A 24,066-nucleotide genomic window follows, 5' to 3' on the forward strand; every position below is an offset into this window, starting at 1 on the left:
ATTGGCAATTTACGCAGACGATGTAAGTCTGGTGTTCGAGGTAGGGACTTTTTCTGTGCAGCCATACAGCATGGGTTTTGTCTAGGTTTGTTAACTTAAGTTCTCAGAAACCCTGATGAGACACGCTCTAGCAGCAAACCACTAAAATGGAAATCAACAGACAAAGATAAAGTTTATAAAACTTATTAATTTGAGGCAAAAGCGATCGTGACCCAGCATTGGCAGCATCGAATTGGCAGTCAAAGAGACTGGGTTTGGCGGGGTTGGCAGACTCGCTATACATACATCCGGGCGTCTCAACCGACACAAAAGACGACCCCCTTATTGCTGCTGCATGGATTTGGGACTTCCATTGGACACTGGCGACACAATCTAGCGGTACTCGGTCAGTCTCACACGGTTTATGCGCTGGATATGCTGGGATTTGGGGCATCCCGAAAGGCGCAGGCAGACTACAAAGTCGATCTTTGGGTAGAGCAAGTTTATGATTTCTGGCGGACTTTTATTCAGCAGCCAGTAGTCTTAGTCGGAAATTCCATAGGATCGCTGGTGTGTCTGGCAGTGGCAGCCGCGCATCCAGAAATGGTGAAAGGTTTTGTGATGATGAGTTTGCCCGATCCCTCCGTGGAGGAAGAGGCAATTCCCGCCTGGTTGCGACCCGTTGTGGCAGGGGTCAAAGGTGTTGTGGCTTCACCCGTGATTCTCCAGAATGTCTTTTATCTAGTCAGGCGTCCCTCCTTCGTCCGCAAGTGGGCAGCGATCGCTTACGCTAACCCAAATGCTGTCACCGACGAACTGGTAGATATTCTGGCAGGTCCCGCTCAAGATCGGGGTTCGGCAGCAGCATTCGGTGCCATCCTTAAAGCGATGACCAGTGCTAAATTTAGCCCCAGTGTCAAAACCTTACTGCCAACCTTGAACACGCCCATGCTCTTGATTTGGGGTCGGCAAGATAAAATGATTCCTTTTAGCGTACTGGCTCGATTTAGGGATATCAACCCTAAGCTTCAGTTGGTTGAGCTGGATGCAGGTCACTGTCCCCATGACGAATGTCCAGATGAAGTTAACCAGATTATCCTCAACTGGCTTGAAACGATGCCTGAAGACCAGGTAGATAGCTCTGCTACACCCCAAAAACAGTTAGCAGTGAGTGATTAGCTTTTCGCCAAGTAGGGTGGGCACTTCCCACCCTATCGATTTTTTCTTCTAGCCTCGAATTTCTAGGCCTCTAACTTCTAGCCAATGGTGACTTGATCGGTTTGGACACCCGTGGCACCCTCCACACTCCGGGCGACCGAGACCATTTGATTGAGAATTTGCTGGCTGGGAACTTGTCCTTTTAGCACAACTGTGCCGCCGGTTTGGGCTACATAGAGCGTATTAATATCATCCAGATCCGGATCTTGATCGAAAGCTAGAGCAACCCGCTTGGCAAGTCCGCTTTGGTCATATTCTCCAGTTAATCCCACTCGCTCTGGCGGAATCGTCTCGCTGCTACTTGCAGTGCCGGTTGAGGCAGGAGCTTGAGCTGTCGGTGCTGGTACCGCATTAGTTTGTGCATTTTGCGGCTTTTCCATGCCAAAAAGTCTTTTTAACCAACCCATAGGTATTTTTGCTCCAAATTAAGCTGAACTACACCATTATTATGAAATTGCTAAATCAAGACATCTATCAATGAAAAGATTTAAGGTTTTCCGGGGGCTAAAAATCCCTAAATATACAGAGATAGCCGTTTTTTGTAGCCAAGGGGTGCTATACAGTAACATTAAGATGTAGCTTCGTTAACGTAATTTCTGTTAACATTGCCTTCGCATACCGTGTAGGTAGTAAGTCTTTGCTAACGTACTGCTTACAACCCACGTAGCTTCTTGTAGGGAAGCAAAATATTGCTTAGCGTGTTGAAAGCAACATCGCGCCTCCGCCTGTTTTGTATAAAATGAAACATACCCTTTCAGTTTTGGTTGAAGATGAAGCTGGAGTCCTGACTCGGATTGCCGGTTTGTTTGCCCGTCGGGGATTTAATATTGAAAGCCTTGCTGTTGGACCAGCTGAACAGCTCGGAATCTCCCGGATTACGATGGTCGTGCCGGGAGATGACCGGGTGATCGAGCAACTCACCAAGCAGCTCTACAAGCTGGTGAATGTACTAAAAGTCCAGGATATAACGGATACTCCGTGTGTAGAACGAGAGCTGATGTTGCTGAAGGTGAATGCTACCAGCTCCAATCGCTCGGAAGTGATTGAACTGGCTCAGGTTTTCCGCGCTAGGGTAGTAGACATTGCGGAGGATGCGCTCACTTTAGAAGTGGTGGGAGATCCAGGCAAATTGGTGGCGATTGTTCAAGTGCTGAATAAATTTGGTTTGCGTGAAATTGCTCGCACCGGCAAAATTGCCCTTACCCGCGAGTCGGGTGTTAACACAGAGTTTCTCAAGTCTCTGGAAGCTAAGCTTTAATCGAGGTAAGGGAATTTTTCAGCTTGCTGATGCGGGAAGTAGAGAGAAGCATCAATTTTCCTCGCTCGGCGATCGCGCTTTTTATCATCTGTTCTTCTTTTCTATTCGCGCTTATTTTCTCCGAGTCTCCAGTCTACTGAGTCTGGCTCGGAGCTTTTTTTAGTAAGGTATTCCAAACGACTTTCCAGGAAATCTACCCAATCGCTGTTATTCCCTGGCTTCCTACTTGCCCTGTGTAGCCAAAGACTGGCATAGCTATAGAAGCGTGAGATTAGAGGTTCCCTTCCCGGAGTAGGCAAGGAATCCCCTTGAGTACAACTTTGTCCTAAACATTCGCAAAAGTCTCCGGATGAGCTGATGCCTACCTCGGATTAGAGGAACTCGATTGTATCAGGAGCGGTTAGAGTTCAGTTCTTGCTCACGACAGATACTATTTTCTTTTATCAGAAAAATCGTTTATTCTCTGATAACTACATAATAAGATGTGAGTTGCCGAAACAGCCGTCAAGAACCTCTGCTAAAGGGGGAGTTGCGAACCTGGTTGGTTCGCAAACCATTCCTGGATGCCAATGCTGGGAGCAATACCGAAAATTCCTGCTGGGTAGGCAGTTCCAGATGGTTCCCTATCTGGATTCTTTATAAGACTCTTGGCTTAAGCCACTAGGAAAAGAGACATCTTGGCAGAAATGAGTGGAGGAACTCATTTTAATCAACGATTTCTGGGAATTATAAAACTCACGTATAACAAAGCTGCCTGACGATAATTCAGGCGAATTATCAGTCAATTGCAAATGCAAAACCTAAGCAGCTCCGAAGCCGGTTCATCTGATTAAAAATAGTATTTGTGCCTATTCGTTTTTAAAATACCGCTACTGCTAAAGCATTGGCAGAGGAATATTGTCTATCGAACGCGCAGGCCAAACGTAGAAGCAATGACCGATCTGAGCCGACCAGAAGAGGCAGATGCATACAACCAACGCTCATTAAAGACGCTCTTGAGAGCGATCGCCCTTTCTCAGGGGCAATTCTCGCTAATTTTGGTGCGCTGCAACTATAGCTTGTTGCAACAGCGGATGGTGCAGCAGGTACGGGAACAAAATCCGTTTCCCGTGCGCGAGGTGATATTAGCAGATTCGGTCAAGACGCTTTACAACCCCATCTTGGAAGCGCTGGAAGAGCCAGGGAATACGTCTCGACAAACAGAAATATTGTCCGCCGCGATGATCTTAGGGCTGGAGTCGGTAGTTGCTCTCGATCAGCTGCTAACCTCAACCAATCAAGTACGCGATGAGTTTCGCGCTCAGTTTCCTTTCCCCCTCGTGTTGTGGCTCTCCGATGCGGTGCTACAAAAGCTGATTCGGTTTGCGCCAGATTTCAAAAGCTGGGCAGCTTCTTCGATCCGATTTGTGATGTCAGGGGATGAGTTAATCGAATTATTGCGGCAGAAAGCGGACTCTCTATTTGCCAGAGAGCTAGATTCTAGCAATTTTGAGTTGTTGCACCATTCCGCTCTCGATTTAGTTGTTGGTTCCCAGCATCGCCTAGAACTGGAGTCGGCCTTAACAGATTTGCGGCGTCGCGGGCAACAATTGGAGCCTCAACTACAGGCAAGTCTCGAATTTGTGCGGGGGCGCAATGACTACGCCACCGATCAAATCCAGTCAAGCATCGCCCATTATCAACGAAGTCTGGCTTATTTTAGGACTGAAGACTCAGAACTGTTAGCAAAGCGCCACGAAGTACGGACTGGGGAAAACATCAGAAATGAGGGTCAAGAGGCAAGCACCACGATTTCCGATTCTTTGTGTGTCGTTAGTCCTCAGCACTCAGTCCTAAAAGTGGGTTTGCTGCTGTTTCATTTGGGGCAATGCTATACCCGTTTGGCTAACTTGCGACCGGAAATGAGCCGCCAGCACTGGAAGCAAGCGAGAGATTATTTTCAGCAGTGCATTGAAGTTTTTGAGGAAGCTCAACGTCCAGAACTGGTTGCTAAGTTTATTTCATTCCTTTGTGAAGTGCTGCGGCGTTTGGAAGCGTGGGCGGATTTGCAGGAGCTGGCAGAAAAAGCTTTGATCCTGCATCAAACTTATGATGCAAACCTCCAGCAGGCTCAAGATTTTGGCTTTCTGGCGGAGGTGGCGCTTAACCAGTCCAATTGGATAGAAGCGTATCAGCAAGCGACTCTGGCACTTTCAACGCTGGCGGAAGAAACGTTCCAGACAACTTCTGCCTCAATCCCGCAATCTCAGTATGAAAGTTTATATTTGTTGCTGCTGGCACAGTCTCAGAAACATTTGGGACAGCGGCAAGCTGCCGCCGCGATTCAAAACTTGGAACAGGCGCTCAACAAGTGTAACCATCAGTACGATCCCCATTTATGTTTGCGGATTCTCAAGGCACTGCGATCGCTCTACTTTCAGCAGGGTGATTATCTGCAAGCCTTTCAACTGAAGCAAGAGCAGCGTTCCCTGGAGCATCAATACGGGTTCCGTTCTTTTACAGGTGCCGGACGCCTACAGCCTTACCGGCAGGCTCTGAACCCAGGCGTCACATCTGGAGGAGATATGCGCTTGGGAGGGTCGATTCCCCAGGAAATTGCTGCTTCTGGTCGGCAGCAGGATGTCACTCGCCTCATTGACCGGATCGGCCGCAATGACTACAAATTGATTGTGATTCACGGTCCTTCTGGAGTTGGGAAAAGCTCAATTATCACTGCTGGGTTAGTTCCAGCACTCCAGCTCAAAAGCATCGGCGCACGCGATGTTTTACCTGTCGTTATCGAAGTTTATAAAGATTGGGTAGGGACGCTGGCAAGACAATTATCGAAGGAACTCAGAGTCAGAAACCAGGAATCAGAACTCCCTTTAGAGGAGGAAGACGCCCAACACCTTCCCGTCCCGATCGCGTCCGGACAGGAGTCAGAAGATAGCAGCGAAGTGAGAACGGGCGGAGAAACTTTATCTTTACAGGAAATCTTAGAAGAAAGCGATCGCGCTGAAGAAATGCCAATGTCTGCGGTTCCGCCGACACTACTTGCTGCCAACCTCCTAGAACAGTTGCGACACAATAGCGATCGCAATCTGTTAACCGTTCTGATTTTTGACCAGTTTGAAGAATTCTTTTTCGTCTGTACTAATCCAGCGATGCGGCGGCAGTTTTATGAATTTTTGCGCGACTGCCTCAACATTCCCTTTGTAAAAGTTATTTTGTCTCTGCGAGAAGACTATCTGCATTATTTACTAGAGTGCGAACGACTCCAGTATTTAGATGTCATAAATAACGACATTTTAAACCAAGATATTCGCTACTATTTGGGGAATTTTTCTAAGCCGGATGCGCGGCAGATTGTTAAAAGCTTAACCGAACGCTCTCCATTTTTTTATTTAGAGCCGCAGTTAATTAATCGGTTAGTGGAAGATTTGGCTGAAGAACTGGGAGAGGTGCGCCCCATTGAATTGCAATTAGTGGGTGCCCAATTGCAGGAAGAAGAAGACAAAATCACCACGATGCAACAGTATCAGCAATTGGGAGCGAATCCGAAAGCCGAACTGGTTGAGCGATTTCTGAAAAAAGTCATTGCTGATTGTGGTATCGAAAATGAAGCTTTGGCTTGGAACGTTTTATTTTTATTGACGAACGAGAAAGGAACGCGACCCCTGAAGACGAAGCAAGAGCTGGCAACCGTATTGCAGCTTGAGGCGGAAAGAGCAGTGGGCGGCGAAATGCCTCTACTAGACTTAATTTTAGAAATTCTTGTAGGATCTGGTTTGGTTTTCGTGATTTGGGAAGGGTCAGAAGCCCGTTACCAATTGGTTCATGATTATCTAGTCGATCGGATTCGTCAAAAATCCGATCTGAACTTGAAAGCCCAATTAGCACAAAGTGAGGAAAAGCTGTATCAGGCACGGAAACAACAATTGCGAACGATCGGCGTCGGCATTATGATGACAATCCTGGCAGTTTCTGCCGGAGGATTTGCGCTGCGAGCCGAAGCTCAAAGAAAGCTGGCAGCGATCGCGCAAACCAATGCTCAACTCACCGCCCTAAGTGCTTCTTCCGAAACGCTCTTTGTCTCCTACAAAGAATTTGATGCCTTAATTGAAGCCTTGAGGGCAGGGAAAAGCCTCGAAAGTGCAGTTGGAGTAGAACCCGATACCCAAATGCGCGTCGTTACGGCGATGCAGCAGGCAATCTACGGAGTACAAGAACGCAATCGCTTGGAAGGACATCGTGATGTCGTTTGGAGCGTCAGCTTTAGCCCCGATGGTCAGACAATTGCCTCTGCCAGCGTCGATAAAACGGTAAAACTTTGGCGGCGCGATGGCAAGATCCTGAAAACCTTGTCAGGTCATCGTGAGAGCGTCACCAGCGTCAGTTTTAGCCCTAACGGTCGCCTCTTAGCTTCGACTGGTTCTGACAAGACAATAAAACTTTGGCAAACAGACGGTACTTTACTAAGAACGATTGAAAAAGCACACGGTAGTTTGGTTAATCACGTCAGCTTTAGCCCAAACGGTCAAATATTAGTTTCGGCAAGCGATGACAAAACGGTAAAGCTTTGGAACTATCGCACCGGCAAGTTGCTGAAAACATTGAAACACAACGGAAAAGTTACCAGCGCCACTTTTAGCCCGGATGGTCGATTTTTAGCATCGGCGAGTGACGACAAAACAGTGACAATCTGGAACATGGCTTCCATGACAGTCGAGCAACCCTACAAAATCCTCAAGGGACATACTGGCAAAGTAACCAACCTCAATTTCAGTCCCGATAAGCAGTTGTTAGCTTCAGCAAGCGATGACAAAACAGTCAGGCTTTGGAACTACCAAACTGGACAAACGATCCGAGTTCTTCAGGGACACAGTGACTGGGTGTTTGGAGCGAGTTTTAGTCCGAATAGCCAGATGATTGCCTCTGCCAGTAATGACAATACAATGAGACTCTGGCATCGCAACGGGAAGCTGCTGAAAATCCTGCGGGGACATAGTGATGGGGTGACAAGTGTTAGTTTTAGCTCCGATGGTCAGACGATTGCTTCTAGTAGTTACGATAAAACTGTCAAATTCTGGCGACTTAATGATATGTCGCGCACTGTTTTAAGAGGGCATACGGATCAGATATATGATGTGAGTTTCAGTCCCGATGGTCAGATGGTTGCCTCTGCAAGTCAAGATAATTCAGTGAAATTATGGGACACAAGTGCTTCTTTGATTGCTACGTTGAACGGTCATAAAGATCGGGTAAATAGCGTGAGTTTTAGCCCAGACTCTCAGTTAATTGCTTCTGCTTCTCGTGACAAGACGCTGAAACTCTGGAATCGATCGGGTACGCTTCTCAACCCCCTGAATGAGCCAAATAAGCATAGCGATTGGGTTTTGGATGTGGCGTTTAGTCCCAATGCCAAAATGATTGCTTCTGCTTCTCGTGATAAGACGGTAAAACTTTGGGATACTTCGGGCAATTTGATTAAAACTTTAACTGGGCATCGCGATCGCGTTAATGCAGTGGCTTTTAGCCCCGACGGGGAATTACTGGCGACTGCTAGCGACGATCATACGGTCAAAGTCTGGACTGCCGAGGGAAAATATCTGCAAACCTTACCGGGACATAGTGGTTGGGTTTTGGATGTCGCTTTTAGCCCGGATAGTCAGCTAATCGCATCCGCGAGTTATGACAATACGGTTAAACTTTGGCGGCGCGATGGTTCTTTATATCGAACTTTGAAAGGGCATACGGATAGCGTTGCTCACGTTAGTTTTAGCCCAGATGGTCAAATTCTAGCCACGACGACCTGGGAAAACACGGTGCAATTGTGGCGACTGGATGACACGTTAATTAAAACGCTCCCAGGTCATAGCGATCGCGTTACCAGTGTGAGTTTCAGTCCAGATGGCAAGATTCTTGCTTCTGCCAGTAAGGACAAAACCGTGATGTTGTGGAATCTGGATCTCGATAATCTCCTGGCACGCAGTTGTAGTTGGGTGCAGGACTATTTAGAAAACAATCCCAAAGTCCGAGAAAGCGATCGCCTACTTTGTGATAATTAGTGGTTTTGGGTCATTCTATGATGAACCGCGTTGGCGGAGAGAGCGCCAAGGAAGAAAAATGAAAGAAGTTTATAAATAAATGAGAATTGCTAAATAACAAGCTGAAATGCTTAATGAGTAAGAGTTTTGGTGTACCCCACGCGAACGAAGATTGCTAGAGGAACGTGGGCAGTAGAAACTAGGGCTTTGAACTATAAACTAATGACTAATTGACTCATCTCTAACAACAATGGCAAACGTTCGCTTAGAAGGAATTACCCGAAAATTTAATAATGCTACTGCGATTGAGGATATTTCCTTCGAGGTGCCGGATGGGCAGTTCTGGGTGATGGTGGGACCTTCCGGTTGTGGCAAATCCACGATTTTGCGGACAATTGCGGGTTTGGACACGCAAAGTAGCGGCAATCTCTACATTGGGAATGTCCTGATGAATGAGATTCCTGCTAGGGCAAGAGATGTGGCGATGGTGTTCCAAAATTACGCCCTCTACCCGCACATGACCGTTGCTAAAAATTTAGCTTTTGGTCTACGGATGCGTGGAACTGACGCGAAAACGATGCAGGAACGAGTAGAGACGGTCGCGCGATCGCTCGATATCGCCCATCTCCTCGACCGCAAACCCAAGCAGCTATCGGGGGGGCAACAGCAACGGGTGGCATTAGGGAGAGCGATCGCTCGTCAACCCCAAGTATTCTTACTAGATGAACCCCTCTCTAACCTGGATGCCCAGCTGCGAGACGATACCAGAGCAGAACTTAAGCAATTACACCAACAAGTGGGAATTACCACGATCTACGTCACCCACGATCAGGTAGAGGCGATGACCCTAGCAGATCGAATTGTGGTACTCAATCGCGGTCGGATTCAACAAATTGGCGACCCGCAAACAATTTATGCGCGACCGGCAAATTTGATGGTTGCTACATTCTTAGGCAATCCACCGATGAATATTCTCCACGCGACTTATACGGGTGAAGTTTTTCAGGTGGGGGATCAGGCTTTATCTTGTCCTCCAGCGCTTCAGGACAAGTTGCAACTCAGACAGGGACAGGGCATAGAGTTAGGGATTCGCCCAGAGCATATAACAAGTAAAAATGAAAAATTAAAGATTAAAAACGAACAAGAACCCGAAGCCTTTGGTCGGGACGGGGTCTTGCCTCTACAGCACTCACTGCTGATGGTTGAGGTGAAGGTTGTAGAACCGCTGGGACGGGAGACACTGATTCGGGCGAATTTACCGGCGTCTGGGGTACCGATCAATATCCAGGCAGCTTCAGATTGGCGGGGTCATTCCGGCGATCGCATTTCTGTACAGCTCGACCTCAACCAGTTATTTGTCTTTGACCCCACCACGGGCGATGCTCTGTTTCCTTAAGAATTCGCGACTTGTTAACAGCTTTGGAAATGTTTCTCAACAACTTGCAATATTCTCTCAGCAGAACGACCATCGCCAAAGGGATTAATTGCCGTTGCCATTGCTTGATAAGCACTGCGATCGCTGAGGAGTTCTGTTGCCGCTGCAAGAATTTGATTGGGTTCTGTTCCTACTAATTTTGCAGTTCCCGCGGCTACCGCCTCTGGTCGTTCGGTGGTTTCCCTCAATACCAGTACCGGCTTCCCCAAACTCGGTGCTTCCTCCTGCAATCCTCCAGAATCAGTCAATACCAAATAACAGCGTTGAATCGCCCCCACCAGTTCGGCGTAATCTAACGGTTCTGTTAAGAAGATTCTGGGATGATTACCGAGAAGTTCTTGTAGCGGTTCTCTCACAGTCGGGTTGCGATGGAGCGGCAACAGTAATGCAGTATCCGAAAATTTATCTAATATTTGGAGAAATCCCTCCGCAATTCCCCGCAGGGGTTCTCCCCAGTTCTCGCGTCGGTGGACTGTTGCCAGTAGCGTGCGATATCCACTCCAGTCCAAACCGGGAATCGGGCAATCCGGCTGGCTTTTCGCCACGGTCAGTAAAGCGTCGATGACGGTATTCCCAGTGTGGTGAACTTCGCCAGTGACGCCAGAACGTTGCAGATTTTCTACCGCTAGGGTTGTGGGGGCAAAATGCAGCTGAGTTAGCTGAGAAATTAATCGCCGATTGGCTTCTTCTGGGTAAGGATTAAAAAGCTCGTCGGTGCGTAATCCTGCTTCTACATGACCGACCGGAATTTTTTGATAAAACGCTGCTAAAGCTGCTGCAAAGGCTGTGGTTGTATCTCCTTGAACTACTACCAAATGAGGCTGTAACTGTTTAAATACAGTTTCCAATCCTCGCAAACTACGACAAGTAATATCTGTCAGAGTTTGTTGATGTTGCATAATTTCTAAATTTTGGTCGGCATTCAGCCCAAATAGCTGCATGACTTGCTCGACCATCTCTCGATGTTGACCCGTCAATATTACGTGAGTTTGAAAAGTTAGCGATTCCTGAAACTGTTGGATAACGGGTGCTAGCTTAATGGCTTCCGGACGGGTTCCCAGTGTGATGCAAACTTTGATAGGAGATGGCGGCATGGAAATTTAGCTTAATTGGGAATAATCGGGAGAGAAGCGCGATCGCGCTTCTCTTCCCATCCTACGCTTGCCATTTTCCTACGAAAAGACCCGGCAGGTGCCGGGTCGCAGAACTCTTGCAGACAATAGACTAACTTTTTAAAAGCGTTCACAGGCCATTCAAGAATCTAGATCGCAGGTTAGTGGGCATGCTGCATAGACAGAGGTATGTAGCGGATTGGCTTCACCATGCAGCCAGTGCAACCAACGAACTTCTTGAGGATTAACACCCTTTAGGGTTAGCAATGCCGCACCAGCGACAACTGCCAAAATATTCCCGCCAATTAAAGCTCCAGCGACCAACAAAACTGCGCTAACTGGCAGTACAGATTGTAAAGCGATCGCTAACAAAGCGCCAACCGTAACCATCAAAACAACTAAGGGGAAACCCACCACCAGCAAGCAAACCCCTAAAGTAAAAGTCCAGATCAAAAAGCTCTTGACCATAGACAATGAATACACTTTTGCCAAACCTTGATTGTGACTTAATTGCACGATTTTTTCTCCTGATAGTCAAAGAACAAATTTATATGCGGAAAATGACTTTTAATCGATCCCCTAGTATCGACTAAGTGAAAATCAGTATAGTTAATCCTTTTCTTTAGATGAGCCGTTCTTAACCAAAATTTACAGTCAATCCAGAAGATTTATGGATGCGAAACTTTTCCAAATGCTCTATATTAGACTGCCTTATAAAACGACCATCATCCAAAAGATAGAAATTTGAGGAGGTTCTAGGTTTCAGTCTTTTCCACCAATCGAGCAATTTTGTAGCCCAAGCAGTGGCATAGGGAAACGACCAAAGCCGCTTTCACTATGCTTAACATATCTTATAACTTTTAACGGGTATTCTCATAAACCAGCTCATCTAGGGCTAACGGGTAAACCGCCGCTAGACGGCTAAGTTGCCACTGCTGCTGTTTTGAGCTGGTAAGAGAATTTTTGGCGTTGAATGTTAGCGAACCAAAAGTTTTGGGAAAACTAGGAATAGGAGTTTTTAAGGCTCCTCAAATAAAAGCTGTGGCGTGTTCCACCGAATCGCTTTACGTCTTAAAAGAACGTATTCGCGGGCTATCCTTAGCTTTTTTTGTAACGATTCCTACAAATTTTCAATCAGTGGTAGTTGAAAGATGACAGAACCGCAGCGTCCGCCCATGTCACCACCGCCTCCACCCCGCGTTCCCCCACCACCCCCGCCAGGAATGCGACCTCCGGCTAGGGATACAGCTGCCACCGTTTCCACTCAGCAGCAGCCCATGCAAACGATGCAGATGACTGCGCCGCCCTCTCCCCATGCAGCGGCAAGTGCAGGGGCAGCTTCTGTATCTCCTCCACCGAAAGCGGCTCCTCCAGCAGCGGGGGCAGGAGTTCGATCCCCTGCCACAGCTGCCTCAGCAGCATCAGCAACAGCAGCAACGGTGGTGGCTCGAACGGCTGCAAGGGGTCCAGGCCCTAGTCCCGGACAGCCCACCTTAAAGGAAATCGTCGTCAAAGCTCATGAAAACGGAATTTCCGACATTCATGCAGGTGTCGGTGAAATTCCTCGCTACCGCAAACGGGGCGATATGGAGATGACCGATTATCCGCAGACGGATGAAGCGACATTTATGAGCTGGTTGCGAGAGGTGATGACTGATGCTCAGATTCGGGAATTTGAAGAGCGCTTAGACTTTGACGGCGTTACCCAGTATGAATTCTCTCGCGCCCGGATTAACGTGTTTGGTTCGATGCGCGGTCCAGCGATGGTGATGCGATTGATTCCAAACAATATTCTGACTTTGGAGCAACTGCGGTTGCCAGAGGTGTTTAAGGATATTTCCCATTACCATAAGGGATTGATTTTGGTCACAGGCCCAACGGGTTCGGGTAAATCCACCACGATGGCTGCCATGATTGACTACATCAATAAGGAGATGGCAAAGCACATCATCACGATTGAAGACCCGATTGAGTTTGTTCATACGAGTCGCAAGTCGCTGATTAAGCACCGGGAAGTAGGGTTGAACACCTTGAAGTTTGACAACGCGCTGAAAGCCGCTTTGCGGGAAGATCCCGATCTGATTCTGGTTGGGGAAATGCGAGATAAAGAAACGGTTAACACTGCTCTCAAAGCGGCGCAAACGGGTCACTTGGTGATGGGGACGCTGCACACCAATAGCGCTGTGAAAACGATTGAGCGGATTCTCAACCTCTACTCAGCAGAAGAACAGCATTCGATGAAGATAGCGATCGCTGAATCTCTGGTGGCGATCATTTCCCAAGGATTGTGCAAAACGACCGATGGCAAGCGTGCGGCTTTCCACGACATCCTGATTAATACCGAAGCAATCAAGGACTACATTAAGGAGGGTAAATACGAAGATATTACCGGAATCATGCTAGGCTCCAGCTTTGACGGCATGATGACAATGAACAAAGCCCTCCTCGACCTCTACCATGAGGGTCGAATCACCGAAGAGACTGCTCTGGAAATGTCGCCCACTCCAAACGAGATGGCTCAGTTCCTCCGAGGTCGGGTGTAACAATTAAAAATGTAAAATTAAAAATTAAAAATGGAAGAAGGGTTTCTTCTTTCATTTTTATTATTTTGGCGCTTTTTCTTGACTCAAGATCCACTCTCTCTTCCCCAGCTCTTTAAAGGTATTGCTCTGTTTACGCCAGGGGGAGACTTAATTTATTGCATCGACCCCAATAAGCAGAGCCACTGGCACCTACATCTGTGTGCTGGACTTCAAGAAATGCTGGGATTACCCGAACCTCCCCATTTTTTAGTGCCAGCGTATACCGCTACGATCGATCGGTGGCTCGATCCTTACACCCAGCAGTTGCGAATTGCGGCTGAGGTTTATTTGCCGGTGCGACGGCATCAGGCATTACTGAATGGGATTTTCCAGAATAGCAACTTGCAAAATTGGCAAGTTGCTCCTTGGCCTTCAGAATTAGGGGATCCCATCGTATTAGAAACTTATCGTCACCAATTTCCCCAACTTTGGGAAAATCACGATTTGATTGTGCGCTTAGAACGCACAGGTTTCCAGCCTTCATTCCGCCCAGTTTCGACGCCTGGGTATGTTCTGCGCCTGTTTGTTTCCGGTCATAATGGCTCGACCGAACACACTCTCCAAAGCCTGCATCAGTTGTTAGAGCAATCTCTGGGTCATCCTTACACTTTGAAAGTGATTGACATCTTCAAACATCCAGAACAGGCGGAGTCAAATCATATCTCTGCTACACCCACCCTTGTTAGAGTTTGGCCTGAACCTGTGCGACGGATTGTGGGAGATTTAGACAATATTGAGAGAGTCTTGCAGGTACTTGGGGCTGTAGATTACTGAGTAGAGGCACACGAGTGCCGTGTAATACTATTTCACCTGAAGGTCGCTACAAATATATTGCTGGAAGCGGCTACTAACAAAATGCGATCGCTATAAGTCTTCTACAATCCAAAATCTAAACTCTCCATGTCTCGCCTCTTATTTTAATCAGCCGTAGGAATACAGACCTCTGGCGCACACAACCCCGGAAACTTCAAGGTTGTCACTTCCATCGTGGCGAGATCGACACGACGGATAGCATGGTTATTAGTATCGGCAATGTATAAATGAGAGCCAATCGCACTCACTCCTGAAGGCTCAAAAAATTGGGTGCTGGTGCCTTGACCATCTTGGTTTCCTGCCGTCCCATCCCCCAAAACCGTGTTACAAATGCCGGTCTTCGGGTCAACTCGCTTAATTTTGTGGTTGTAGCTATCAGCGACCCAGAGGTAATTCTGAGCGTATTCAACGCTTAAACAATGCTGGAGTCGAACCTCAAAGCCTTTACCATCAATATCCCCAAACCCAAATAGCTCACCACTGCCACAAATTGTTCGCACCTGAGCCTTTTCACCCAATCCAATGCCACGGATTGAGCTAATTTCGCTGTCGGCAACGTATAACTCTTGTCCGTCGGTGGTAATCCCGCTGGGTTGAGAAAAGGCAGATTCGTCTAAATTTCCATCAACGCATGATTCGGCTCCAATTCCTGCGTAGGTATCAATGATGCCGTTTTCCATCTGCATTTCCCAGATTTGGTGGACTCCTGCCATCGCAATAAATAAGCGATTTCCTACTTTTTCTAAATCCCAAGGAGAATTGAGCGGAGTTTCTCGTGCCGTACCCGTGTAGGAGCGAAGGTGATGGCTTTGTTCGCCAGTACCGGCAATTGTTTCAACCTTTTGATTCTTTAGATTGATCTGTCGCAGGGCATGATTTTCGGTATCGGCAACATAGAGAATGTCATTTTCTGCGTCGAGTGCCATACCTTGGGGAGCGAAAAATTGAGCATCTGTAAAGGAACCATCGGTTAAACCTTGTTTGCCAGTACCAACGATCTGTAGCAGTTTACCGGCAAGGGTAGCGATCGCAATCCGGTGATGTCCGGAGTCGGCGATGAACAGGCGATCGCGTGTTTCATCCGCTAACACTTTACCGGGAAAAGCCAGGGGTGTTACCAACGGTTGCCGCTGTTTTTCTAAAGTAAGGCTGAGTTCTTGAAAATTAATCGTTCCTCTTTCTTTGTGTTGTTGAATCAGCTGCAAAATCAACTTCTCTACGACATCCTGATTTCCTTCCCCAGATACATAGCCGATGACGTAACCTTGGGGGTCAATCATCGTCAAAGTGGGCCATGCACGGACAGCATACTGACTCCAAATAGCAAAATTGCTATCGACGACGACTGGATGCTCAATGTCGTAGCGCAGAACTGCCTGACGAATGTTTTCAACTTCTTTTTCGTTGTCAAATTTGGCGGAGTGGACGCCAATCACCGTGAGGCTGTCTTTGTATTTCTGCTCCAGGTACTTCAACTTTGGCAGGACGTGCAGACAGTTGATGCAGCAATACGTCCAAAAGTCAAGAATTACCACTCTCCCTTTTAATTCACGTAAGGAAAGGGGACGATCTGTATTGAACCAGGTTTGGTTTTGGGGAAATTCTGGCGCTCTAACACGGGGCGTCATCATGTCTCCTTTTTCACTAACCGCGATGGGAACAGAGCGCTCCTCAAGAAGGATGTTGTAAAGCCGATACTGTTCGGTTAAAGATGAATCGGTGGGAATTTTAGATATTTAGAGACGCATTCGCGAAGCAGCACGGTAAGCCTGGGGCTTTCAGAGAATCAATATCCATCTATGCTCCTAGGGGCAAGGACAAAGCCCGTGCCCCTACATCTGTTGTTGAGACCGATTTATGGATTCCTGAGCAATCTCTAAGGCGTTGCAGCTTCCCCTAGCTGAGCATCCTCTGGATTTTCCGCTGTTGGGACTTCTAGTTCCGGTGTTGCTGGTTTTGATTTTTGGAAGAAACGGCTGGGGATATCTGGCTCAGATGGAGCTTGAATAATCCGCAACGGTGGAGCCGCAGCAGGTTTAGGAATCAATACGTCCTTGATATCGGCTTTTGGTTTTGCTTGAGCGAAGGTTGGAGATGATTGAGCTGATTGGGTTGTCTCTTCAGTCTTCTGCTGTACAGAATCTGTTGGCTGAGGCGAGGACGGTGGTTGTAGCAAATCTGGTTGAGCAGGTACTACCTGAAGCAGCTCTTCTGGCGCTGGCGATGGGACTATTTCCGGTAAGGCTGGCGGTAAATTGCGCGTAGGAGTATCAACACCTGCATCTGGACGCCGGAAGCGATTGAAGAATCCGCCTTTGGGTTTCTCTACCTGCTTTGGCGCTGGGGACGCTGGGGGCGTAGATGGAACCGTTTCTACTTCAGGACTTGCTTCTGGACTTGGCGTTATCTCTGGTAAAGTCCCTGGTTGAGGAATCTTCTCTGGGGGTATGGCTAAGGAAGAAGGCTCCTCAATTGCCTCAGGCACTGGCAGTGCAGGTGGTGGGCTAACTGGAGCCTCTGAACGCCGAAAACGATTAAAGAATCCGCCTTGGGGTTTTTCTAACTGTTTTGTCGCTGGGGGTGCCTCGGCTGGCTTTGCTGGCTCAACTTCAGAGGACGTCGGTTCTTCTTTACTCAGCTGCGGCGCTGGTGTTTCTTCAACGGCAGGAGGCGCTAACGGTTCCGGTGTCGGCGTCGGCGTCGGCGTGAAAGATGGCTCAGGGGTTGCTGTCGGCACTGGCGTCTTACCACTGTAGTTGGGGTTTACAATCCCGCGAGCAGCAGTCGCCGAGAGTTCCCCGCGTACCAATTTGGCAAGGGAATCTTTGCCTTTCGGTTCGTAGGTAATCAGCCGCACGGTGTTGTTGAAGACGTTTGTGACTGGATTTCCCTGTTCATCTAAAAATTCCAGTTGTACCCAGTTCTTCCCTGAGTTAAAGCCTTTGAGATAAAGGGGTTGCCATCTGTCCATGACAAAGCTTTGACCGTTTACGGTAACGCGAACTCGCCAGTCGGCAATTTCGTCGTCGGGATTGGACTGGGCGACCAAGTGCAGGGGGGCGTTAGTCAGGTAGAAGTCAAGCATAATTGGCTCGGCTCCATAACTGCCCGTGGGGCGGCTGTAGGTCAACAGAGGCTGCCCTGGATCGGGGTTGTTGTCCGTTGTCTTGGTGAAAAGGTGAAAGGTTGTTTGGGCGTAAGCACCTTCGTTTTTGAAGCTCTCATGCCAGGGGCGGGAGGCAAAAACTCGCAGGGTGTGAGTTCCGGGAGCTAAATCTTCAAAGACTAAAGGCTGTTCTAAGTCATAAACGGCTTTGTAAGGCTGGTTGTCCAGGATGACATGTAAATGGGGGCCAAGACCGAGTTGGGGGTCTTTGAAGATGGGTAGATCCCGAACTTGGAGCCGCACTGCCACTGTTGTGTCTTGAAGAACTTCATCAGCTTGGGGACTGAGGATGGTGACTTGAGGCTGATAACTCTCCAACGCTGGGCGCAGCTGTTGAATGACCTCGGGGGGAGATACCTCTGAGATTTGCCCAGAGCTTAGAGAAGATGAGGGTTTGGAGGTACCTGATGGGGTCGTCAGGGCGCGATCGCCACAACTGACTAAACTTCCTACCAAAACAGTTGCCATCAGTAACGAAACTATCGTTCTTAGAGGGTTCCACCGGCGATTCATGCCCAACACGCACTCCTACTCCTTCCGCGACCAACATCAAAAATCAAGACCTGTCCATAGGGAACTATAGCCCAAAAGCATCAACTACACCCTCGCAATGCCGTGAATTTCAGGCTCTGGCAACCCAGAAGACACGGATTTTAAATGAGCTAATCGTTGCGTTTTGTTAACTAAATTTAATCCCTCTTGACTTTTTAACACTAAATATGGAGGTGCAAGCTAAGTTGCATCAATACTTGACCAAATTTGAATTATTGTTAAGTGGCTCGAAATACCCAGTAAACCTAGTCCTATCATCTACAAAGATAGAGGGTGTGGTTTTACAACCCTTCCCTCTCAGCGAACCCTTTAAAACGGGTATTCCATAAATTGGGGAAAGTAGTTCTTCAAAGAGCCTGCTTTCCTACCCATTAAAATCTAATTTTCTAATGGGACAGAACTCGTTCCTTGTCTAGAGAGAGGAGAGTCCTCATGACAATCAGTCCTCCGGAGCGAGAGGAGAAAAAAGTAAGGGTTGTTGTCGATAAAGATCCAGTGCCTACTTCCTTTGAGAAGTGGTCGCAGCCGGGTCATTTTGACCGCACCCTTGCTAGAGGTCCAAAAACCACCACGTGGATTTGGAACCTTCACGCCCTCTCGCATGATTTCGATAGTCATACCAGTGACTTAGAAGACGTATCTCGGAAAATTTTTGCCGCGCACTTTGGTCACTTAGCCGTGATCTTCATCTGGCTAAGCGGTATGTATTTTCATGGCGCTAAGTTTTCAAACTACGAAGCTTGGCTAGCTAATCCTTTAGGCGTCAAGCCTAGCGCTCAAGTCGTTTGGCCTATCGTTGGTCAAGATATTTTGAATGCCGATGTGGGCGGTGGCTTCCACGGGATTCAAATCACCTCCGGCTTGTTCCAGGTTTGGCGGGCAGCTGGCTTCACAAACACATTCCAGCTGTACTGCACTGCCATCGGTGGCTTGGTAGCAGCAGCTCTGATGCTGTTTGCTGGCTGGTTCCACTATCACAAGCGGGCTCCCAAACTGGAATGGTTCCAGAATGTAGAGTCAATGCTAAACCACCACCTAGCTGGGTTGCTGGGTCTGGGGTGCTTGTCTTGGGCCGCTCACCAAATTCACGTGGCGCTGCCCACCAACAAGCTCCTGGATGCAGGAGTTGCCATCAAAGATATTCCGCTGCCTCATGAGTTCATCTTGAACCGTGACTTGATGGCCCAACTGTATCCCAGCTTTAACCAAGGGTTGACGCCATTCTGGACTTTGAATTGGGGCCAGTATGCTGACTTCCTGACGTTCAAAGGCGGTTTAAATCCCCAAACAGGTGGATTGTGGCTGTCAGATACGGCACACCATCACCTAGCCTTGGCAGTACTCTTCCTGATCGCCGGTCATATGTATCGGACGAACTGGGGGATTGGTCACAGCATTAAGGAAATTCTAGAGAACCACAAAGGTCCCTTCACAGGCGACGGTCATAAGGGTCTCTATGAAAACATGACCACATCCTGGCACGCGCAGTTGGGAACCAACCTTGCCATGCTGGGTTCTGTGACCATCATCGTGGCTCACCATATGTACGCGATGCCTCCGTATCCGTACCTTGCCACTGACTACGCTACTCAGTTGTCCATATTCACCCACCACATGTGGATTGGGGCATTCTTGATCGTTGGCGGAGCGGCTCACGCTACCATCTTTATGGTGCGGGATTACGATCCGGTAGTGAACCAGAACAACGTGCTGGATCGGGTGATTCGTCACCGGGATGCAATTATTTCCCACCTCAACTGGGTTTGTATCTTCCTAGGCTTCCACAGCTTTGGCTTGTACATCCACAACGACACGATGAGTGCTTTGGGTCGCCCCCAAGATATGTTCTCGGATACGGCGATTCAGTTGCAGCCGGTGTTTGCTCAGTGGGTGCAAAACCTGCACACTCTGGCTCCTGGTGGCACAGCTCCTAACCAGCTAGAACCAGTAAGTTATGCCTTCGGCGGCGGGATCGTTGCTGTAGGCGGTAAGGTGGCGATGATGCCAATCGCGCTGGGTACGGCGGACTTCATGATCCACCATATTCACGCTTTCCAAATTCACGTCACTGTTCTAATTCTGCTGAAAGGCTTCTTGTTTGCCCGTAGCTCTCGTCTGATTCCAGACAAGATGAATTTGGGCTTCCGCTTCCCTTGCGACGGTCCCGGTCGTGGTGGTACCTGCCAGGTCTCTGGTTGGGACCATGTATTCCTGGGTCTGTTCTGGATGTTCAACACCATTGCGATCGCGGTTTACCACTTCAGCTGGAAAATGCAATCCGATGTGTGGGGCACAGTCAATGCTGATGGAACGGTGGATCATATCACCGCAGGCAACTTTGCGATGAGTGCCATCACTATCAATGGCTGGTTGCGTGATTTTCAATGGGCACAAGCTGCTCAAGTAATTCAGTCTTACGGTACAGCCCTCTCAGCCTACGGTCTGCTGTTCCTGGGCGCTCACTTTGTGTGGGCATTCAGCCTGATGTTCCTATTCAGCGGTCGTGGCTACTGGCAGGAGTTGATTGAGTCGATTGTTTGGGCTCACAATAAGTTGAAGGTTGCCCCTTCTATTCAGCCTCGCGCTCTGAGCATCATTCAGGGTCGGGCCGTTGGGGTAGCTCACTTCCTCCTGGGCGCGATCGTCACGATATGGGCGTTCTTCGAGGCGCGAATCCTTTCAATAGGATGATTTAAGCCTGAGTAACGAGTGCTGAGTAAAGAGTATGATGCTCTGAGTCCTCAGCACTCAGCACTGATAATTGAGGAGACTATGGCGACAAAATTCCCCAAATTTAGCCAAGACCTCGCTCAGGACCCGACTACACGTCGGATCTGGTACGGGATTGCAACGGCTCACGACTTTGAAAGCCATGATGGCATGACGGAAGAAAATCTTTATCAAAAGATTTTCGCTACTCACTTCGGTCATGTGGCAATTATCTTCCTGTGGGCCTCTAGCCTCCTGTTCCACGTCGCCTGGCAAGGTAATTTTGAACAGTGGATTAAAGATCCGTTGAATGTGCGTCCTATCGCTCACGCGATTTGGGACCCCCACTTTGGTCAACCGGCAGTAGATGCCTTTACTCAAGGTGGTGCGACTTTTCCAGTGAATATTGCCTACTCAGGTGTTTACCACTGGTGGTACACCATCGGTATGCGGTCAAATAATGATCTGTACCAAGGTGCAGTGTTCCTAATTGTCCTGTCTGCAGTCTTCTTGTTTGCAGGCTGGCTGCACCTACAGCCCAAGTTCAGTCCTAGCCTTTCTTGGTTCAAGAGTGCCGAGCCTCGGCTGAACCACCACCTGGCAGGTCTGTTTGGCGTTAGCTCCTTGGCTTGGGCAGGTCACTTGATTCACGTTGCGATTCCCGAATCTCGCGGTCAGCACGTAGGTTGGGATAACTTCCTGACAACGCTGCCTCACCCCGCAGGCTTGGGACCGTTCTTCACCGGCAACTGGGGCGTCTACGCTGAGAACCCAGAGGCTGCTGGTCATGTGTTCGGTACCTCTCAAGGTGCAGGAACAGCGATTCTGACGTTCTTGGGTGGCTTCCATCCCCAGACACAATCGCTGTGGCTGACGGATATGGCTCATCACCACTTGGCGATCGCAGTCATCTTCATCATCGCCGGTCATATGTACCGGACTAACTTTGGGATTGGTCACAGCATCAGAGATATGCTGAACGCCAAAAACTTCTTTGGCACCAAGACTGAAGGTCAATTCAACCTGCCTCACCAAGGGTTGTACGACACCTACAACAACTCTTTGCACTTCCAGTTGTCTATACACCTGGCAGCGCTGGGAACTGCTACTTCCCTGGTAGCGCAGCACATGTATGCGATGCCTCCCTATGCATTCATTGGGAAGGACTTCACAACTCAAGCAGCGCTCTACACACACCACCAGTACATTGCTGGTTTCCTGATGCTGGGAGCATTTGCCCACGCAGGTATCTTCTGGGTACGTGACTACGACCCAGAACAAAATAGAGGTAACGTCCTCGATCGAGTACTCCAGCACAAAGAAGCGATCATCTCGCACCTGAGCTGGGTCTCCCTATTCCTAGGCTTCCACACCCTAGGTCTGTACGTCCACAACGATGTTGTGGTTGCCTTCGGGACTCCCGAAAAGCAGATTCTGATTGAGCCGGTATTTGCCCAGTTCATTCAGGCTTCTCACGGAAAAGTCCTCTACGGCTTGGATACTCTCCTGTCTAATCCTGATAGCGTTGCCTCAATGGCTGGTGGCCCTTGGCTTCCCGGTTGGCTCGATGCTATCAACAACGGTACGAACTCTCTGTTCTTGACAATTGGCCCTGGCGATTTCTTGGTTCACCACGCATTCGCCCTCGCCATCCACACCACCACCCTGGTTTTGGTCAAGGGTGCGTTGGATGCTCGTGGCTCCAAGCTGATGCCCGATAAAAAGGACTTCGGCTACGCCTTCCCTTGCGACGGCCCCGGTCGTGGCGGTACTTGCGAACTCTCCGCGTGGGATTCCTTCTACCTCGCTGCGTTCTGGATGCTGAACACCATTGGTTGGGTAACCTTCTACTGGCACTGGAAGCATCTGGGCATTTGGCAAGGCAACGTGGCTCAGTTCAATGAGTCTTCTACTTACCTCATGGGCTGGCTGCGCGACTACCTCTGGCTGTACTCCGCTCAGTTGATCAACGGGTATAACCCCTACGGCATGAATAACCTGGCGGTTTGGGACTGGATGTTCCTGTTCGGACACCTAGTTTGGGCTACTGGTTTCATGTTCCTGATCTCTTGGCGTGGTTACTGGCAAGAGTTGATCGAAACCCTTGTCTGGGCACACGAGCGCACTCCTCTGGCGAACTTAGTTCGTTGGAAGGACAAGCCGGTTGCTATGTCCATCGTCCAAGGTCGCGTGGTTGGTCTAGCTCACTTTGCAGTTGGCTATGTCTTGACCTACGCCGCCTTCCTGATTGCCTCTACTGCTGGTAAATTTGGTTGATCTCCTGTAGTTCGCTGAATCAATGCATTTTAGGTAATTAAAACAAAATCCCCTGCCTTCTGGTAGGGGATTTTTTTATAAGGTTGTTTTGGCTAAAACTCTCAAGGAAAATGTAGCTTAAAATGGCGAAGTTTTTTATATAAAATGTCTAATAAAATAGCAACTGTGAGTAACTTAAACATTAATGGCATCACCCATGAGCTAATAAAGATTCAAGAGCAAAATAGTAATTGTAGTTTATGGCAATTTAGAAGCTTAGTCAGCGCTAATCAATATCTTCGGCTATATAAAATTTTTTTAAAATATGTTTCTAAAGGAAGTGAAGTATTAGATTGGGGTTGTGGGAACGGTCATTTTTCTTATTTCTTAGTAAAGGCTGGCTATAAAACCTCTGGATTTGCTTTTGAGGACTTTTGTGTTCGGGAAACTCTAAACAGCTCAACTTATGAATTTAGAAAAGGGAGTGCTGAAGATCCAACAGCCATTCCCTATCCAGATAATAAATTCAATGCAATCGTATCTGTAGGGGTTTTAGAGCATGTCAGAGAGACTGGAGGAAATGAAATTACCAGCTTACGGGAAATCTTCCGTTTGCTCCAACCAGGTGGCGTTTTTATCTGTTACCATTTTCCGAATCAGTTTAGTCTGATTGAAGCGATCGCTTCCCGGTTGCCTAACAAATATCATCATCAATATCGTTATACTCGCCAGTCAATCACAACTCTCTGCCAAGAAACCGGATTTGAGGTTCTAGAAGTCCAGCGTTATGGTTTTCTACCCAGAAATATGTGGGGCGTATTTCCCAAAGCAATCGGAAATTTCCCACTGCTGGCATGGAGTTGGGATTTTTTAGATGACATTTTGGCATATCCTTTCTCTGTAGTCTGTCAAAACTACTTGTTTGTCGCTAGGAAACCCTTGGCAAAATCCTCTGAATGA

General features: G+C 48.3%; 15 protein-coding genes. 9 read left to right on the forward strand and 6 right to left on the reverse strand.

Annotation, left to right across the window (positions count from 1 at the left end; translation table 11 throughout):
• Positions 1 to 207 precede the first annotated feature (207 nt).
• Positions 208 to 1,158, forward strand: coding sequence for an alpha/beta fold hydrolase (locus NC994_RS17800; RefSeq protein WP_190429292.1), 951 nt, complete (start codon positions 208 to 210; stop codon positions 1,156 to 1,158).
• Between the two features lie 77 nt (positions 1,159 to 1,235).
• Here NC994_RS17800 and NC994_RS17805 read toward each other — a convergent pair whose 3' ends face one another.
• On the reverse strand, positions 1,236 to 1,604 hold the full coding sequence (locus NC994_RS17805; RefSeq protein ID WP_190410343.1) for a BON domain-containing protein: 369 nt from the start codon (positions 1,602 to 1,604) through the stop codon (positions 1,236 to 1,238).
• Positions 1,605 to 1,936: 332 nt separating this feature from the next.
• Here NC994_RS17805 and ilvN point away from each other — a divergent pair, with 332 nt between their 5' ends.
• The 3 genes from ilvN to NC994_RS17820 all read left to right on the forward strand — a co-directional run bounded on the left by ilvN (position 1,937) and on the right by NC994_RS17820 (position 9,877).
• Complete coding sequence (gene ilvN / locus NC994_RS17810) at positions 1,937 to 2,455, forward strand: acetolactate synthase small subunit (protein ID WP_190410342.1); 519 nt, start codon at positions 1,937 to 1,939, stop codon at positions 2,453 to 2,455.
• 932 nt (positions 2,456 to 3,387) lie between these two features.
• Positions 3,388 to 8,502, forward strand: a complete 5,115-nt coding sequence (locus NC994_RS17815; protein ID WP_190437771.1) for a hypothetical protein — start codon at positions 3,388 to 3,390, stop codon at positions 8,500 to 8,502.
• Between the two features lie 229 nt (positions 8,503 to 8,731).
• Positions 8,732 to 9,877 carry an ABC transporter ATP-binding protein gene (locus NC994_RS17820; protein ID WP_190437774.1) on the forward strand — a complete coding sequence of 382 codons (1,146 nt, stop codon included), beginning with the start codon at positions 8,732 to 8,734 and terminating at the stop codon, positions 9,875 to 9,877.
• A 14-nt stretch (positions 9,878 to 9,891) separates the two neighbouring features.
• On the opposite strand, the gene wecB is transcribed toward NC994_RS17820, so the two are convergent.
• From wecB to NC994_RS17835, 3 genes are read right to left on the reverse strand one after another with little or no spacing between them, the layout of a single operon-like run.
• Positions 9,892 to 11,010 carry a UDP-N-acetylglucosamine 2-epimerase (non-hydrolyzing) gene (wecB, locus tag NC994_RS17825; protein ID WP_190410339.1) on the reverse strand — a complete coding sequence of 373 codons (1,119 nt, stop codon included), beginning with the start codon at positions 11,008 to 11,010 and terminating at the stop codon, positions 9,892 to 9,894.
• A gap of 11 nt (positions 11,011 to 11,021) precedes the next feature.
• Positions 11,022 to 11,162, reverse strand: coding sequence for a hypothetical protein (locus tag NC994_RS17830; RefSeq protein WP_190437777.1), 141 nt, complete (start codon positions 11,160 to 11,162; stop codon positions 11,022 to 11,024).
• 7 nt (positions 11,163 to 11,169) lie between these two features.
• Complete coding sequence (locus tag NC994_RS17835) at positions 11,170 to 11,544, reverse strand: hypothetical protein (RefSeq protein WP_190410337.1); 375 nt, start codon at positions 11,542 to 11,544, stop codon at positions 11,170 to 11,172.
• Positions 11,545 to 12,179: 635 nt separating this feature from the next.
• Between NC994_RS17835 and NC994_RS17840 the strand changes: the two genes are divergently transcribed.
• Together NC994_RS17840 and NC994_RS17845 are read left to right on the forward strand one after the other, a co-directional pair.
• Complete coding sequence (locus NC994_RS17840; RefSeq protein WP_190437780.1) at positions 12,180 to 13,571, forward strand: type IV pilus twitching motility protein PilT; 1,392 nt, start codon at positions 12,180 to 12,182, stop codon at positions 13,569 to 13,571.
• A 30-nt stretch (positions 13,572 to 13,601) separates the two neighbouring features.
• A complete protein-coding gene (locus tag NC994_RS17845) occupies positions 13,602 to 14,384 on the forward strand; it encodes a circadian clock KaiB family protein (protein ID WP_190437783.1) in 783 nt (260 codons plus the stop codon).
• 143 nt (positions 14,385 to 14,527) lie between these two features.
• Here the strand turns inward: NC994_RS17845 and NC994_RS17850 are convergent, their stop codons facing one another.
• Positions 14,528 to 16,051 carry a thioredoxin-like domain-containing protein gene (locus tag NC994_RS17850; RefSeq protein WP_190437849.1) on the reverse strand — a complete coding sequence of 508 codons (1,524 nt, stop codon included), beginning with the start codon at positions 16,049 to 16,051 and terminating at the stop codon, positions 14,528 to 14,530.
• 248 nt (positions 16,052 to 16,299) lie between these two features.
• Positions 16,300 to 18,102: a hypothetical protein gene (locus NC994_RS17855; protein WP_190437786.1), complete on the reverse strand. Its 1,803-nt coding sequence runs from the start codon at positions 18,100 to 18,102 to the stop codon at positions 16,300 to 16,302.
• Positions 18,103 to 18,573: 471 nt separating this feature from the next.
• Here NC994_RS17855 and psaA point away from each other — a divergent pair, with 471 nt between their 5' ends.
• The 3 genes from psaA to NC994_RS17870 all read left to right on the forward strand — a co-directional run bounded on the left by psaA (position 18,574) and on the right by NC994_RS17870 (position 24,066).
• The gene (psaA, locus tag NC994_RS17860) at positions 18,574 to 20,832 is read left to right on the forward strand and encodes a photosystem I core protein PsaA (protein ID WP_190410333.1); all 2,259 of its coding nucleotides are present in this window, start codon (positions 18,574 to 18,576) and stop codon (positions 20,830 to 20,832) included.
• A gap of 81 nt (positions 20,833 to 20,913) precedes the next feature.
• Positions 20,914 to 23,127: a photosystem I core protein PsaB gene (gene psaB / locus NC994_RS17865; RefSeq protein WP_190410332.1), complete on the forward strand. Its 2,214-nt coding sequence runs from the start codon at positions 20,914 to 20,916 to the stop codon at positions 23,125 to 23,127.
• A gap of 165 nt (positions 23,128 to 23,292) precedes the next feature.
• Positions 23,293 to 24,066, forward strand: coding sequence for a class I SAM-dependent methyltransferase (locus tag NC994_RS17870; protein ID WP_206753635.1), 774 nt, complete (start codon positions 23,293 to 23,295; stop codon positions 24,064 to 24,066).

The sequence above is a fragment of the Trichocoleus sp. AS-A1 genome, assembly GCF_039962015.1.
Taxonomy (GTDB): domain Bacteria; phylum Cyanobacteriota; class Cyanobacteriia; order Cyanobacteriales; family FACHB-T130; genus FACHB-T130.